This is a genomic window from Candidatus Chromulinivorax destructor (genome assembly GCF_003366055.1).
Classification (GTDB): Bacteria; Babelota; Babeliae; order Babelales; family Chromulinivoraceae; genus Chromulinivorax; species Chromulinivorax destructor.
The window spans coordinates 811,352-825,111 of record NZ_CP025544.1; the positions used below are offsets into that span (position 1 = coordinate 811,352).

A 13,760-nucleotide genomic window follows, 5' to 3' on the forward strand; every position below is an offset into this window, starting at 1 on the left:
CACAGAAAGAAAGAGGCACCAAGTAGATTGTACAACAGGGGCCTCTTTCTTTATTAAAAAATAATAACTAATTATTTATAAGCTATGTGAATTCTCAACTTTACCTTCATCTTTTATTGCGCCAGTAAAAAAATGAGGTGATTTTTGAGCTGGTTTTTTAATGGCATCAATCAAATGTTGATTTTTTACTTGCGTAAATGAGTTGACGACAACATGTTGACCGATGGTAGATTTAATAATAACGGTATGCGATTTAATTTTTGCATCTTCTTCAATAACGCTATGTTTAATGTAGCTGAATGCCCCAATAGTAGCATTTTTTTTAATGATTGATTTGCCTAAAATATGAGCTCCAGATTCAACAAAAACTCCTGGTTGAAATACAACATCAAAATCAATAATGACGTTGATTGTACTTGAAAATCGCACCCCATTATTCATCCAGTAGCTAATAATTTGAGAGCGTTTAATATGTTCAACAGCCCATAGTTCAGCGAGCGTGTTAACACCACGAGCTAAATCAAATGAAACAGGCGCTGTTACTATTTTGCAACCTTTGCTACTTGCAATTTGAATTAATTCAGGCAAATAGTACTCATGAGTAAATGAACTTTTTGTTAATTTGTCGATATGAGACTCTAAAAAACTTCGTTTCATAATATAAATACCAACGCTAATACAGCATTGAGAATCCATATCCATTTTTTCATCGCGTCGTTCTATAACATTTATTTTATTGTCATGAATAACCATACGGCAGTAACTATCATTTGTTTCTTCAACTGAATGAGATGTAACAAAGCTAATATCAGCATCATTTTTTATATGTTTATTGTACAACTTTTGAATCACATCAGCAGTCATTAAAGGAATATCTCCATTGATGATTAAGATATGATTTTTGTTCCAAGATTCTTTCGTTATAGCAACTGCATGACCTGTCCCAAGTTGTTCATCTTGGTGAATTGTTGCAATGTTTTTTATGGCATGACGAGACATTATGTCTAAAATTTTATCACTTTCAAATCCAGTAACCATAGTTACGGGAATGTTCATTCGTTGTAAGAGGTGAATTGGATATACAATCATCTCTTTACCACAGATTTTTTCGGTTAATTTACTTTTTCCGGTATTGAAGCGGGTTGATTTTCCACCTGCAAGCAAGATGGCTTGAAGATTTTCAGGCATGGGAACTCCTTTTTGTGAGTTAGTGTAAATTTCACACAAATTTAACGAAAGATTCTAAAAAGTATAGTGTTATTATTTCTTATAAAGCAACTCTTTTTATTGAAAAGTTAAAATAGTTTTTACGTTTCATCTTTTAATTTTTCAAATGCATAAAAATAGTTTAAAATAAAGACACCTTTTATAGATTATAATTTTTTTTAAAGCTATTGATATTTTTCAAGAGTAGGGGAATTTGATTGTGAAATTATTCCAACGTTATTATATACTATTTTTAGTACTGATTTGTGTTCCAACGTCGATCTATTCTATGGTCACAGATAATCGTTATTTTCCATGGTTTAATCATCCTTACAATGGAACAGATCATCAACATGGATGCTTAAAAGTTGATCCTTTTTTTATCACAGGTACATCTTCATGGAAAATTAAACCTGGCGTTCGTCAAATTGATCAAGAAACAGGCTTTCCTGATCTGCAAGGTGAACTTGACTATTATCAACTAGGAATTGCACTAGAAATGGATGGTAAAGAAAATCCTATTCCATCTGATTGGCGAAACGTTAACGACTTTCCTATGTTGATGCCAGGATCATTTCAAGGTCAGGGGATATCATTTGCTGGGTATGTTCCTTTAACCAAACACTTTGGAATTGGAGGAACTTTTTTGTTTTTGCGTCTGATGTCTCAGGCAAATATTCTTCCTGCTCCAACTACAATAAAACAACTTAATTTAGCAGCACCGGGAAACCAAGCTCGTCTAACACAATTAACACAAGATTTTGAAGCTATTGTGGGCACTCAAAATGGATATATTATTGAAACAGGCGTAGGCGACGTTGATTTATTTATTCGTTTTTTTGATGTGCGAGAATATATTTTTTACTGCCGAAAAATGGATACAAGCGTTGCGGTTGGTTTATTAATACCAACTGGTGTACAAGAATCATTGTATTCTATTGCATCAGTACCGTTTGGTGGAAATGGTTTTTGGGGTTGGTATATAGCGCCAGATCTTGAATTTGAATTAAAAGAAGATTGGAAACTTGGTATTGTCGCTCGAGTTCAAAAAAGATTTGCAAGAACTGTTCTCAGTAGAATTCCTATTGCAGATGAAAGCGCTCTCTTTGCTCCGGTTATAGGAAATCTGAATGTTAATCCAGGTACAACTTTTATGTTTGCGCCATATTTTGCATTAGAAGACATTCGTGAAGGTCTTGGAGCAATGGTTCAGTATACGGTTGTTGCTCATTTAGCAGATAGTTTTACTGACGAAAGAGAAGTTAAAACTCCAGCAGCAAATTTTACCAACATGCTTGCAAATAGTTCTTGGGTCTCAGAATATGTTACCGTAGAAGGTTTGTACGATTTAAGTTTTGGACAACCATGGTCGTATAAACCATTGGTTACCTTAAGTTTAGATTTACCATTGAGCCTTTTAGGTGCTCGAGGTTCAGCAAAGACCGCGAGAATTACGCTTGGATTGACAGTTGATTTTTAATATTCTTACTACGTAAAAGATAATCGATTATGAATAAAACAATGTTTTCAAGGTTTTTACCTGCAAAAAAAATATTTAGTTTTTTTTCTAATGATATTGCCATAGATTTGGGAACGGCAAATACTTTGGTGTATGTTAGAAACAAAGGCATTGTGCTTAATGAACCATCAGTAGTTGCAGTTAAAGCTAAAACAGGAAAAGTTTTAGCTGCGGGAAGAGCTGCAAAAGAGATGCTTGGAAAAACTCCAGAATCTATAACAGCTTGCCGTCCATTACGAGATGGAGTTATTGCTGATTTTGAATTAACAGAAGCAATGCTTCGTTATTTTATTCGCAAAGTGCATGATAATAGAAGAACATTGATTGCTCCTCGTATGATTATTGCAGTTCCATCAGGAATTACACAGGTTGAACGTCGTGCAGTTATTGACTCTGCAAAACAAGCAGGTGCTCGTGACAAGCCAATGACTATTATTGAGCCGATGGCAGCAGCTATTGGAGCAGGCTTACAAGTTCATGAACCATTTTGTAGCATGGTTATTGATATTGGTGGTGGAACAACTGAAGTTGCAATTATTACCTTAAGTGGAGCTGTTTTTTGCAGATCTATTCGTGTTGGTGGTGATGAGATGGATCGTTCTATCGTTCAATACGTTAAACGTAAATACAATTTATTGATTGGCGAAAGTACTGCTGAAAAAATTAAAATGACTATTGGTACGGTGATGCTTGATGGCAATCATACAGCAATGGACGTTAAAGGCAGAGATTTAATTACGGGTGTTCCTAAAACAATCTCGTTATCAAGTGCAGAAGTTAATGAAGCTTTACTTGAAACTATCGCAAGCATCGTTGATGTTGTGCATGTTGCTCTTGAAAACACACCACCAGAACTAGCTTCAGATCTTGTTGATCGTGGTATTGTTATGGCTGGAGGAGGTTCGTTGCTCAATGGACTTGACAGATTACTTGCAAAACATACTGGCTTACCAGTTAAAGTAGCAGAAGACCCATTACTATGCGTTGTTAAAGGTGCTGGTAAAGTCTTAGAAAGAATTGAATTCTTTAAAGAAGCGTTAATGGATTAATGAAATATGCAGAATAAAAAACCAATGCGACAAAAACCAGAAAAACAGGGTATTTTACTCAAGAAACAGTTTGGGCAACATTTTTTACAAGATCATTTTTTTGTAGATCAAGTGGTGAACAAAATTCCATTCGTTGCAGGAACTAACGTTTTTGAAATTGGATGTGGAGAAGGTGTTTTGACAAAAGCAATTGCGCAACAACCACTGTTGAATAAATTACGTGTCTTTGAGATTGATCCTGAGTGGGCAGCTTTGGTTACCAATGATTTAGCATCTGATGCTCGAGTGCAAGTCAGTCAGATTAATATTCTAGATGTAAATCTTAATGAACTGTTTGCGGGCGAAAAATGGATATTACTTGCCAACTTACCCTATTGTATCACGTTTCCTATTTTGCATCTTTTACAAAAGTCATCGGCTGTTGTAAAAGAAGGGGTGATTATGATTCAAGAGGAAGTTGCTCAAAAAATTTTGAAAAAATCTGGACGTGGGTACGGATATCCATCACTATTTTTTCAACACTATTTTGATTGGCAATTAATGGATAAAGTTCCACCAACAGCGTTCTTTCCGCCGCCAAAAGTTGATTCTCGTTTGTTGTATTTTAAAACAAATGAAAATCCAGTAACGATTGTTGATGAAGAAGGTTTTTGGAAATTTATTAAGATGTGTTTTTTGCAACCGCGTCGGACGTTGAAAAACAACTTACAGCAATCACGCTATGGCATCCAACCATTTACACCTGAGCTCTTACAAAAACGTGCTCAAGAGTTATCAATGCAAGATTTTTTAAACATTTGGAATGTTTTGCAAACTAAATAAGTTGAAAATAGAAAAAATAAAGAAGGTAGCCTATAAACAGGCTACCTTCTTTATTTTTTGAAAACTATCAGCTTTGTGAATTATTTTTTGCATGCAGCATAATAATATTGAGCTTTATCTGGAGAAAAGATACTGTATTTTGGTCAACCGAAGTAGTTATAGTATGATCGTTTTTTAGATTCTGTCGTAGGTTGTTGATTAACCCTTTATCGATTGTAGGTATGGTTGGGTTGTTATGACAATCTTTTTTCTCAAAGCTTTCTATAATACTTACAATTTCTTCTTCGGCATGATTTCCTGCAAGATTTCCTGATTTTTGGTAGAGAGTATCTCTGTAATATTGGCATGCAAGATCATTTTTTGGAATCGTTTGGATACTAGAATCTGGAACTAAAATAAAATTTGTTTTTTTTGTAGGGTTTAACGAAGCAACTAAAACAAATAATTGTAGAAAATTCATAAAAACCTTTATCGTAAATGTAATCTATTTTTATAAAAATATAATTTTACAATAGAATACCAGAAGATGTTTTTTATGAATATGAAATTTTTACACCGTATCGTCATCAAAAGATTCATGATGATGACAATTCATTTCTTTAAATTTATTTTCAATGTTATAAAGAAACGTAGTTAAGTTCTCTTGTTCATCGACTGCATCTTGATTGAGCATGCTATCTTTTTTTATAAAAATACATTTTTCAATAGCTTGACACGAATCAAGGTTTGCGCATTGTTTATGCATCATTACGGGGAATGAATAGAAATAAAGCATGGCAAAAATTATAGGATAGATGTTCATGAGTTTATTTCGCTTTTTTTATTCTAATTTGTGGTACGCCTGCAGCTTTGCGACCTTCACTTAACGCAATAGCAATAGCTTGTTTTGGATTAGTTACAAGAGGACCTGTTTTTGATCGTGAGTGTAAAGAATGTTCTTTAAATTCTTTCATGACGACTGCAACTTTTGCCTGCATAGTTTTTTCTTGTCCGCATGTCATACATGTATTGAGTTTGCTTGCTGTTAAACTACAAGATTCACATTTTTTTATTCGTTTTTTCACCATAATCATATTCTCCTACGATAGCTTGATTACTATTGATTTATTTTATTATAATAAAGTTTCATATAGAAAAGTAAGAGATTGTAAGAATTTTATTCTTAATAAATGGGATTCGATTATACTTTTATGAGTAGATGCATATTTCAATAAAGTTCTTCATAGGTGCAGGATTGTTCATGGAATCTCGACATAGCATTATTAATTTAGATGCTCTTGCATCAAATTTTTTAGCAATTCAAGATGCAGTTGGGTCTGCACGTGTCATGGCAATTGTCAAAGCAAATGCATACGGGCATGGACTTGTTGCATGTTCACGATTTTTGCAGCATCAAGGTGTAACTTACTTTGGAGTTGCATTTATTCAAGAGGCTATTGAGCTGCGTTTAGCAGGAATTACTGTTCCAATTTTAGTTCTTGGCGGGGTGATGCAAGAACAGATCCCGCTGTTTTTAGAATATGATATCGAAATTATGGCTTCATCGATTGATAAACTTATAGCAATTGATGCGTGCGCAACTAAGTATGGCAAAAAGGCTTGTGTTCATCTTAAAATTGATACCGGCCTTGGGCGAATTGGCGTTCGTTATACCAATGCAGAGCAATTTTTTCTTACTGCAATTTCTTTACCATGGATTGAAATTGTTGGTGTAGCATCACATTTTGCAACTGCTGATAGCTGCGCACCGCAAGATGTTGCTTACATGCGTGAACAATGCAGTAGATTTAAACAAGCAACAGAATTTTTTACTCGTCATGGGTTGCCAATGCCCTTACGGCATATTGCAAATTCAGGTGCAATTATGCAGTTACCAGAATCATATTTTGATATAGTGCGTCCAGGCATTATGTTGTATGGAGTCTATCCAAGTTCTTGGATGAGTAAATATATGCCATTACAACCAGTATTGTCATTATATGCTCGGATTGTTTTTTTTAAGGTTTTGCTCAAAGATCAAGCATTAAGCTACGGCTTGACGTGGAGAACAGATAAAGATACTCGGGTGGTCACATTGCCAGTTGGTTACGGTGATGGGTATCCGCGATCGCTTTCAAATAAAGGACATGTTCTTATGCAAGGTATAAAACATCCAATTATTGGTAATATTTGTATGGATCAGATGATGATCAATATTGGAAATCATCAAGCCTATTGCGGTGATGAAGTTGTATTAATTGGTACATCTGGGGATCAAGAAATTACAATTAATAGTCTTGTTGATTTATATGGTGGTAGTCCATATGAATTTTTAGTATTACTCAATTCACGCATTAGCAAACAGTATATAGAATCTACTGATCATGCATTGCAGTTTATATATCGTAAAGAAAAAACTTATGAGCATACAAGTTTATAAAGATATTAATCTTCAATAATTTCTGGATGGCGCTCTAAGTCATGTAATGCATAATTTTCACCAAAGCTACCCGGTAAATATTCCGCAACGGTGACAAATTTTCTTTCTAAAAAACTTCCACGTTCTTCAATTTTTTCTGCTTGCCGTTTGGTAATAGCTGCCATTGAGATAGCATGAGCTTGTGCAATACATTTTACCACTTCTAAAATATCAGCAAGTTCACTGGTCAGATCATCGATGTTTTCAGCTGTAGATACTTCGTTTGCCTCCTCGATGAGCTTGAGACCAAGTTGATGTTTATACTCGTTGTCATCAAGAATTTTAAGATGAATGATAGCTCCTTGAGCTTGCATGTTTGCAGGGGCTTTATCTCGCCATAATTTGTTAAGAGAAAATTTTCGTCGCTTCATCCTGATTCCTTGTAACGATTGACATCGTTTTGTATTTTTTGAAAACAAGAATAATTAAATTGCCTGTGTAATACAAGATTATAGATAGAAAAAGGCCTTGATGTTACACCAAGGCCTTTGAGTCAATTTATATTGAACACTCTTCATCATCAGAGCAACATGCATCTTCTGTTGTTAATGTTTGATTTTCATCTTCAAAAAGTTCAGGATATTTTTCTGATTTTTCTAAGCATTCTAAAGCTTCTTTGCTTCCATCTGGATACTCAACGTATTCAACAAGATTACGGTTTGTGTAGCTACCAAATTCGAGCAACTTTTTTTCTTTAAGCGCTGCAATTTCATCATGAGAAATGTTGTGTAAGGCTAAAAGACAGTCAATAGCTTCAAGAATATCAACGATTTCTTCTTTCATAACATCCATAGATTCAGCTTCGTATACTTCGTCAGCTTCTTCAATTAATTTAAGAGCTAATTCATCGCCGTATTCAGCATCTGTTAATGGAATTAAGTGAACAATTGCACCGTCTTGTTCGCGTTGATCAGCAAGTTTGCTTCTCCATAACTTGTTTTGGTAAAATTTACGCATAACCATAGGTATTCCTTTTTTATTTAAAATATTTTTCTTGTATATCTAAGCCTACTAAAAACTCTGGATAATAAAAATTTTTTCTTATTTTTAGTTTTATTATAAAAATTTGGTTGAGACTACTTAGGTTGAGTGAACCAAATTTTTACTATAGAGTTTTGCCCTGCGTTTTCTATGAAAACTTCGGGGGTCGGTGGGCCTGATGCACTCTTTTTTCAACTAAGAAAGCGTATAGTGGCCGCCGCTACCCATGTTTCCGGAAATGAGCGCAGCGATATTGGAGGATGGTATAATTATTTTGAATTTGGTTCACACAGCCTAGGCTTAAAAATAAAAGAGTCTTGGCAAAAAACCAAGACTCTTTTATTGACTAAATTATAAAAAATTCAAAATTGATTAACAGCATGCATCTGATTCTGTATCACATTCATCACCATCTTCAAAATCTTCTTCAAATAATTCTGGGTAGCGTTCAGGATTTGCTAAACAATCCTGAGCTTCTTTACTTTCAGCAGGGTACTCTACATAATCAACTAATTTATGATCTGTGTAAGAACCATACTGGAGCAATTTAGCTTCTTTATGTTTTAAAACTTCTTCTTTTGTGATGCCATGAATATCAAGAATACATTCGATAGCTTCGTAAATATCAGCGATTTCATCAACCATTTCAGCATGAGTTGTCGCTTCGTATACTTCATTAGCTTCTTCAACTAATTTTAAATTAATCTCTTCTTTGTATTCAGCATGAGCAAGTGGCACAACGTGCACAATTGCGCCTGCTTTTTCTCTGAGTTCAATAAGCTTGCTTCTCCAAAGCTTGTTTTGATAGAATTTGCGCATTGCCATAACTATTCCTTTTTTTTAAAAAAATTCACTGTGAAATGATTGTACTAAAATTTGGTAATCAAAATCAATGCATTCCAATTGTTTTTTTATTTAAACTTTAACAATTTTTCCTCTATGTTACATTTGTTATATAAATATTAAATATTTCATCTGCGGAGTTATCGTATGGAACATGGTCGAATAAGAGTTGGAATGGTCATTGTTATGCAGCATGATTTAAAAAGTGCTGTAGATTTTTATAAAGACATTCTTAAACTTCCATTAGTTTTTCATCTTGAAAATAAATGGGCAGAATTTGATTTAGGTTGCGTAAAATTTGGATTATGTCCTATTTCTGAAGTTCAGGATAATATTAGAACTGGAATTGTTCTTGAAGTGCAAGAAGATTTATTAGAGCTGTACGCTTCTTTAAAAGATAGCGTAACTTTTTTAAATGAGCCTGTTGTAGCACCTCATGGAATCATGGTTGGTTTTAAAGACAATGGCGGTAATATTTTAGATTTATATCAAGCAACGCCAGAAAAATTAAAAGATCTTGTGAAAGAAACAGTAAAAACGGAGTAAGTATGATGAATGATAGAAATATGAAAACTGAAGATGCACGTTGTAATGAAAATGCATGTGATGCGCCTGTAGCATGTAATTGCCAAGGTCTTTGTATTTGTGATGATTTTATGAATGATGCTGAAGTTTTTGCATGCCAAGATTGTTGTTGTGAGGAAGATAATTAAGAGTTTTGGCAACGATCATTTTTTGTTGTAACAGAAAGCTTTTTTTATTTCTTCTCAATATAAAAATCTGAGTCAGCTTCTGTCAAATATTTGAGTTTTTACTAAGGTAAGATATACTATTTTTAATAGGTGTCTTACCTATTTTTACATCTATGTCGATCATTTTTATATATAATTTACCACATTTTTTATTTTTATGAGGAGATCATATGTTTCAAAAATTGCGTCCACTAGGCAATCACGTCTGGGTTGAGCTTATTGAAAAAAATGAGAGAACTCAAGGCGGTATATTTATTCCAGATTCAGCAAAAGAAAAAACACAAACAGCGACAGTTCTTGCCGTTGGACCAGGCAAATTATCTGCAAACAGTATCTTAATTCCTATGCAAGTGCAGGTTGGCGACGTTGTATTCTTTGGAAAATTTTCAGGAGTACCAGCTGGCGATAAATTTATGATTTTAAAAGAAGAAGATATTTTAGGGATTGTTGAAAGATAAGGGATCAGTACATGGCAGCTAAAAAAATTCTATTCGGGCAAGAAGCTCGTACAAAAATATTACGTGGCGTTGACATTTTAGCAAATACTGTAAAAGTAACGCTTGGGCCAAAAGGTCGTAACGTTGCATTTGAACGTTCATTTGGAGCACCTTTAATTACTAAAGATGGTGTTACGGTTGCAAAAGAAATCGAATTGCAAGATAACTTAGAAAACATGGGCGCACAAATGGTTCGTGAAGTTGCTTCAAAGACTGCAGAAGTTGCAGGTGATGGAACAACAACAGCAACAGTTCTTGCGCAATCTATTTTTAACGAAGGTAACAAATACGTTACTGCTGGCGCTAATCCAATGGAATTAAAGCGTGGCATCGATAAAGCAGTGGCAAAAATTGTTGAAGCATTACAAGCAGTTGCAAAACAAGTTACCAGCAAAAAAGAAATCGAACAGATTGCAACAATTTCAGCAAACTCTGATGCACAAATTGGACAACAAATTGCAGACGCAATGGAACAAGTTGGCCAAGATGGCGTGATTACGGTTGAAGAAGCTAAAGGTATGGAAAGCGAATTGATTGTTGTAAAAGGTATGCAATTTGATCGTGGGTACCTTTCTCCATACTTTGTGACAGATTCAGAAAAAATGGAAGTTGTCTTACATGATCCAATGATTTTGTTATATGACAAAAAAATTGCAAACATGAAGTCGATTGTTGCAACACTTGAGTCAGCAGCTAAGTCTGGTAGAAGTCTTTTGATTATTGCAGAAGATATCGAAGGCGAAGCGTTAGCAACATTAGTCGTGAACAAAATTCGTGGGACGTTAAAAGTTGCAGCAGTTAAATCTCCTGGATTTGGCGACCGTCGCAAAGCAATGCTTGAAGATATCGCAGCGGTAACAGGCGCAACGGTTATATCTGAAGATGCTGGCATGGCGCTTGATACGATTATGGACCAAGATCTTGGACATGCAAAAAAAGTAATTATCACCAAAGAAGATACCATTATTGTGCAAGGTTCTGGCGATGCAGCAGTTGTTGCAGGTCGCGTGATGCAAATTCGTGCTCAACTTGAAAATACAAGCTCTGACTATGATCAAGAAAAACTGGTAGAACGCTTGGCTAAATTAGCTGGCGGCGTTGCGGTCATTAAAGTTGGTGCAGCAACAGAAACTGAAATGAAAGAGATTAAAGATCGTATTGAAGATGCTTTAAGTGCGACACGTGCAGCAGTTGAAGAAGGCATTGTTGCTGGTGGTGGCTGTGCATTGTTACATGCTCAAGCATCATTAAACTACTTACAACTTGTAGGCGATGAAAAACTTGGTATGCAAATTGTTCGTCGTGCGATTGAAGAGCCGTTACGTACAATCGCTGCAAATGCTGGTTTTGAGCCATCAATTATTGTAGAACGTATTCGCCAAGAAGGATCAGGGTCATTTGGCTTTGATGCAAAATTAGGTGTGTATTGCAACTTAGTTGAAGCAGGGATTATTGATCCAGTCAAAGTAACTCGTTGTGCGTTGCAAAATGCTGCATCAATTGCAGGGTTATTGTTAACAACAGAAGCGGTGATTGCTGATATTCCATCAGATACGAAAAAAGAATTATCAATGCCGCCAATGGGTGGTGGTATGGGTGGTATGCCTGGAATGATGTAATCTGTATAAGATTAAAAAATAAAAAGAGCGACTTGAAATAACTTCAAGTCGCTTTTTTAGTGCTCTTGATAATGATACAAGCAAGGCTTATAGTTGCTAGCAGGATCTTTTTTTTGTATAGTTTTATCCAAAATTGGTACTATATTCAAACGCAAGGGTCTCATATGAAAAAAATATGCATTATGTTATTAAGTGGATTATTTTTTATTGGTAGCCTTTCATCTATGGATGATTCGCAAGAATATCTCAGTATTCAAAAGCGCATAGAAGAGTTACATCAAGAGCTTAATGAACTGAATGAATTTGATATAGGTAATCAAGAAAGAGATGAACATGAAACTGCAATTATGGATGAAATACATACATTACATGAACAGATGCATGCATACCAACAAGCAAAAAAACAACTTAAAAAATAATTGAGCAGCTACACAGATTAAATTATTATCGGGGATAAGAAAGTGCGATAGGCAGTTTTTCATCCCCGATTCTTTTATGCAAATAGATTTGTTTTAGATGTTGTCTGCTGATTATCTTGAGTTAAAGATGAGCTTTCATTAATTTTTTTGTTATTTTTAACAAATGTACCATTTTGATTATATATTGATCAATCTAAACTTATAGTATTTGTACTTGTAGTCATTCCATTTTTGCCAAGAACTTCTTCTATGGCTACATTTTGTGACGGTTTATAAGATATTAGACTTATTGCTTTTTGCTTATTCATGTCATATTTTGTTGTGAACGCAGCTTTTCCATTGCTATCATACGTTGTTATAAGTCTTGTGCCATCACTTAAATCAGTTATTATTTGGTTGCTATTTTTGAAATCACCTCTTTCAGGTTTTGACTGATCTATTACTATACTACCCGGTTTTTTAAAAGTATTTATGATATTATCATTTGCATCTAATATTCCTTTGTCTTTAGCAGCTGATCTACTAATTGATAAACTTTGCTCTTCACTGTCAGTTAAAAATTTTTGTTTAAATTTTTGTTTAAATTGTTCTGCATCTTTAAAGATTTTATTTGATCCATCTTTAGACTTTACAGTTATTGTACCATCTGAATTATATTGTATATCGCTATTTGCTCTTGGATTTGCAGGATTAGTTATATTTGTTGATATAGGTTTATTATTTTTGTCGAAATATATTCTAACTTCTGAACCATCTTTTAATACTGATTTTGTCATGATTGGACCATCAGACTTATATTTTTTTATATTAGAAGGGTCATAATTGTTAGCTTCTATTTCACCATTTAATGAATCTTTAGGGATATTTAACATATCTAAAGTCTGACCAACAAAATTATCTATTGGATTTGAATCTGGCGCTGTAGTAGAATCTTGTTGATTAGATACAGTTGTTGAATCAGCATCTTTACCTTTTATTGCTCCTGTTGTTTCTGATGATGGAAATAAATTAGATGTTGTTTTCGTTGCTTCTGATGCGGATATACTTGTTGCTTGAGAAGAAGTATTATCTGCTTCTGGTTTTGCAAATGAAAATGCATTGCTTACGGTAGATACTGCATTAGAAGCAGTTTTTGAAACAGCTTGCATTCCTTCTTTGCCTCTTTTGTATACATAATTCATTTTGCCTGCTAGGCCTGTTTTTTTTGTAGCTGTTGTATCAATTGGAGAAGAAGCCTGACTATCTTGTCCTAAATTTATACCGCTTTGTGCTGGATTAGCTTCTTGAGTTTGCGTCTTTTTTATACCATTTTTTGAACTGTTATCTTTATTTTTTAAACTATCTTGGTTTATTAAATTTTTTTCCTCTGCCGATGGCTCTTGTTGTTTGGATCCAGGTTTATTTACTTCTTTTACTCCCACTTCTTTTGATTTTACATCAACGTCAGGTAGTGAATTAATCTGTTGATGCAAGCCTAACGTAAGTGCAATACATACTGCTATTTTAAAATTTTTCATTTTTAATTTTTTCATGTAAATAATAAAATTTATATTATATTTTAGATTAACTATAAAAAATACATCCATGGTAAGTAA

17 protein-coding genes are annotated in these 13,760 nt (G+C 34.3%); 9 read left to right on the top strand and 8 right to left on the bottom strand.

Annotated features, from left to right (window positions below):
- Window positions 1-75: 75 nt before the first annotated feature.
- Complete coding sequence (locus C0J27_RS03995) at window positions 76-1,188, bottom strand: NTP transferase domain-containing protein (protein WP_115585895.1); 1,113 nt, start codon at window positions 1,186-1,188, stop codon at window positions 76-78.
- A 238-nt stretch (window positions 1,189-1,426) separates the two neighbouring features.
- Between C0J27_RS03995 and C0J27_RS04000 the strand changes: the two genes are divergently transcribed.
- Genes C0J27_RS04000 through rsmA form a run of 3 tightly spaced genes read left to right on the top strand, consistent with a single transcriptional unit; the run spans window position 1,427 to window position 4,596 of the window.
- Window positions 1,427-2,686 (top strand): hypothetical protein, encoded by a 1,260-nt coding sequence (locus tag C0J27_RS04000; RefSeq protein WP_162801787.1) that lies wholly within the window; start codon window positions 1,427-1,429, stop codon window positions 2,684-2,686.
- Window positions 2,687-2,715: 29 nt separating this feature from the next.
- Entirely contained in the window at window positions 2,716-3,774 is a 1,059-nt protein-coding gene (locus tag C0J27_RS04005) for a rod shape-determining protein (RefSeq protein ID WP_286206270.1), read from the top strand.
- 6 nt (window positions 3,775-3,780) lie between these two features.
- Window positions 3,781-4,596 carry a 16S rRNA (adenine(1518)-N(6)/adenine(1519)-N(6))-dimethyltransferase RsmA gene (rsmA, locus tag C0J27_RS04010; RefSeq protein ID WP_115585897.1) on the top strand — a complete coding sequence of 272 codons (816 nt, stop codon included), beginning with the start codon at window positions 3,781-3,783 and terminating at the stop codon, window positions 4,594-4,596.
- 67 nt (window positions 4,597-4,663) lie between these two features.
- Here the strand turns inward: rsmA and C0J27_RS04015 are convergent, their stop codons facing one another.
- The 3 genes from C0J27_RS04015 to C0J27_RS04025 form a co-directional block, all read right to left on the bottom strand.
- Complete coding sequence (locus tag C0J27_RS04015; RefSeq protein WP_115585898.1) at window positions 4,664-5,056, bottom strand: hypothetical protein; 393 nt, start codon at window positions 5,054-5,056, stop codon at window positions 4,664-4,666.
- 90 nt (window positions 5,057-5,146) lie between these two features.
- Window positions 5,147-5,398 (bottom strand): hypothetical protein, encoded by a 252-nt coding sequence (locus tag C0J27_RS04020; RefSeq protein WP_115585899.1) that lies wholly within the window; start codon window positions 5,396-5,398, stop codon window positions 5,147-5,149.
- Between the two features lie 4 nt (window positions 5,399-5,402).
- Window positions 5,403-5,663: a DUF6496 domain-containing protein gene (locus C0J27_RS04025; RefSeq protein WP_162801675.1), complete on the bottom strand. Its 261-nt coding sequence runs from the start codon at window positions 5,661-5,663 to the stop codon at window positions 5,403-5,405.
- A 173-nt stretch (window positions 5,664-5,836) separates the two neighbouring features.
- Between C0J27_RS04025 and alr the strand changes: the two genes are divergently transcribed.
- Window positions 5,837-7,015: an alanine racemase gene (gene alr, locus C0J27_RS04030; RefSeq protein WP_162801788.1), complete on the top strand. Its 1,179-nt coding sequence runs from the start codon at window positions 5,837-5,839 to the stop codon at window positions 7,013-7,015.
- Window positions 7,016-7,020: 5 nt separating this feature from the next.
- Here alr and C0J27_RS04035 read toward each other — a convergent pair whose 3' ends face one another.
- From C0J27_RS04035 to C0J27_RS04050, 3 genes are all read right to left on the bottom strand, one after another.
- A complete protein-coding gene (locus tag C0J27_RS04035; RefSeq protein WP_115585902.1) occupies window positions 7,021-7,425 on the bottom strand; it encodes a nucleoside triphosphate pyrophosphohydrolase in 405 nt (134 codons plus the stop codon).
- A gap of 127 nt (window positions 7,426-7,552) precedes the next feature.
- A complete protein-coding gene (locus C0J27_RS04040) occupies window positions 7,553-8,017 on the bottom strand; it encodes a nucleoside triphosphate pyrophosphohydrolase (protein WP_115585903.1) in 465 nt (154 codons plus the stop codon).
- 390 nt (window positions 8,018-8,407) lie between these two features.
- On the bottom strand, window positions 8,408-8,860 hold the full coding sequence (locus C0J27_RS04050; RefSeq protein ID WP_115585905.1) for a nucleoside triphosphate pyrophosphohydrolase: 453 nt from the start codon (window positions 8,858-8,860) through the stop codon (window positions 8,408-8,410).
- A 165-nt stretch (window positions 8,861-9,025) separates the two neighbouring features.
- On the opposite strand from C0J27_RS04050, the gene C0J27_RS04055 reads away from it, so the two are divergent.
- From C0J27_RS04055 to C0J27_RS04070, 5 genes are all read left to right on the top strand, one after another.
- Window positions 9,026-9,424 carry a VOC family protein gene (locus C0J27_RS04055; protein WP_162801789.1) on the top strand — a complete coding sequence of 133 codons (399 nt, stop codon included), beginning with the start codon at window positions 9,026-9,028 and terminating at the stop codon, window positions 9,422-9,424.
- Window positions 9,425-9,426: 2 nt separating this feature from the next.
- On the top strand, window positions 9,427-9,591 hold the full coding sequence (locus C0J27_RS05705) for a hypothetical protein (protein WP_162801790.1): 165 nt from the start codon (window positions 9,427-9,429) through the stop codon (window positions 9,589-9,591).
- Between the two features lie 209 nt (window positions 9,592-9,800).
- Window positions 9,801-10,088 (top strand): co-chaperone GroES, encoded by a 288-nt coding sequence (locus tag C0J27_RS04060; protein WP_115585907.1) that lies wholly within the window; start codon window positions 9,801-9,803, stop codon window positions 10,086-10,088.
- An 11-nt stretch (window positions 10,089-10,099) separates the two neighbouring features.
- Window positions 10,100-11,746, top strand: coding sequence for a chaperonin GroEL (gene groL, locus C0J27_RS04065; protein ID WP_115585908.1), 1,647 nt, complete (start codon window positions 10,100-10,102; stop codon window positions 11,744-11,746).
- Between the two features lie 164 nt (window positions 11,747-11,910).
- Window positions 11,911-12,165, top strand: a complete 255-nt coding sequence (locus C0J27_RS04070) for a hypothetical protein (RefSeq protein ID WP_115585909.1) — start codon at window positions 11,911-11,913, stop codon at window positions 12,163-12,165.
- Window positions 12,166-12,353: 188 nt separating this feature from the next.
- Here the strand turns inward: C0J27_RS04070 and C0J27_RS04075 are convergent, their stop codons facing one another.
- Window positions 12,354-13,682, bottom strand: coding sequence for a hypothetical protein (locus tag C0J27_RS04075; protein ID WP_115585910.1), 1,329 nt, complete (start codon window positions 13,680-13,682; stop codon window positions 12,354-12,356).
- Window positions 13,683-13,760: the final 78 nt, after the last annotated feature.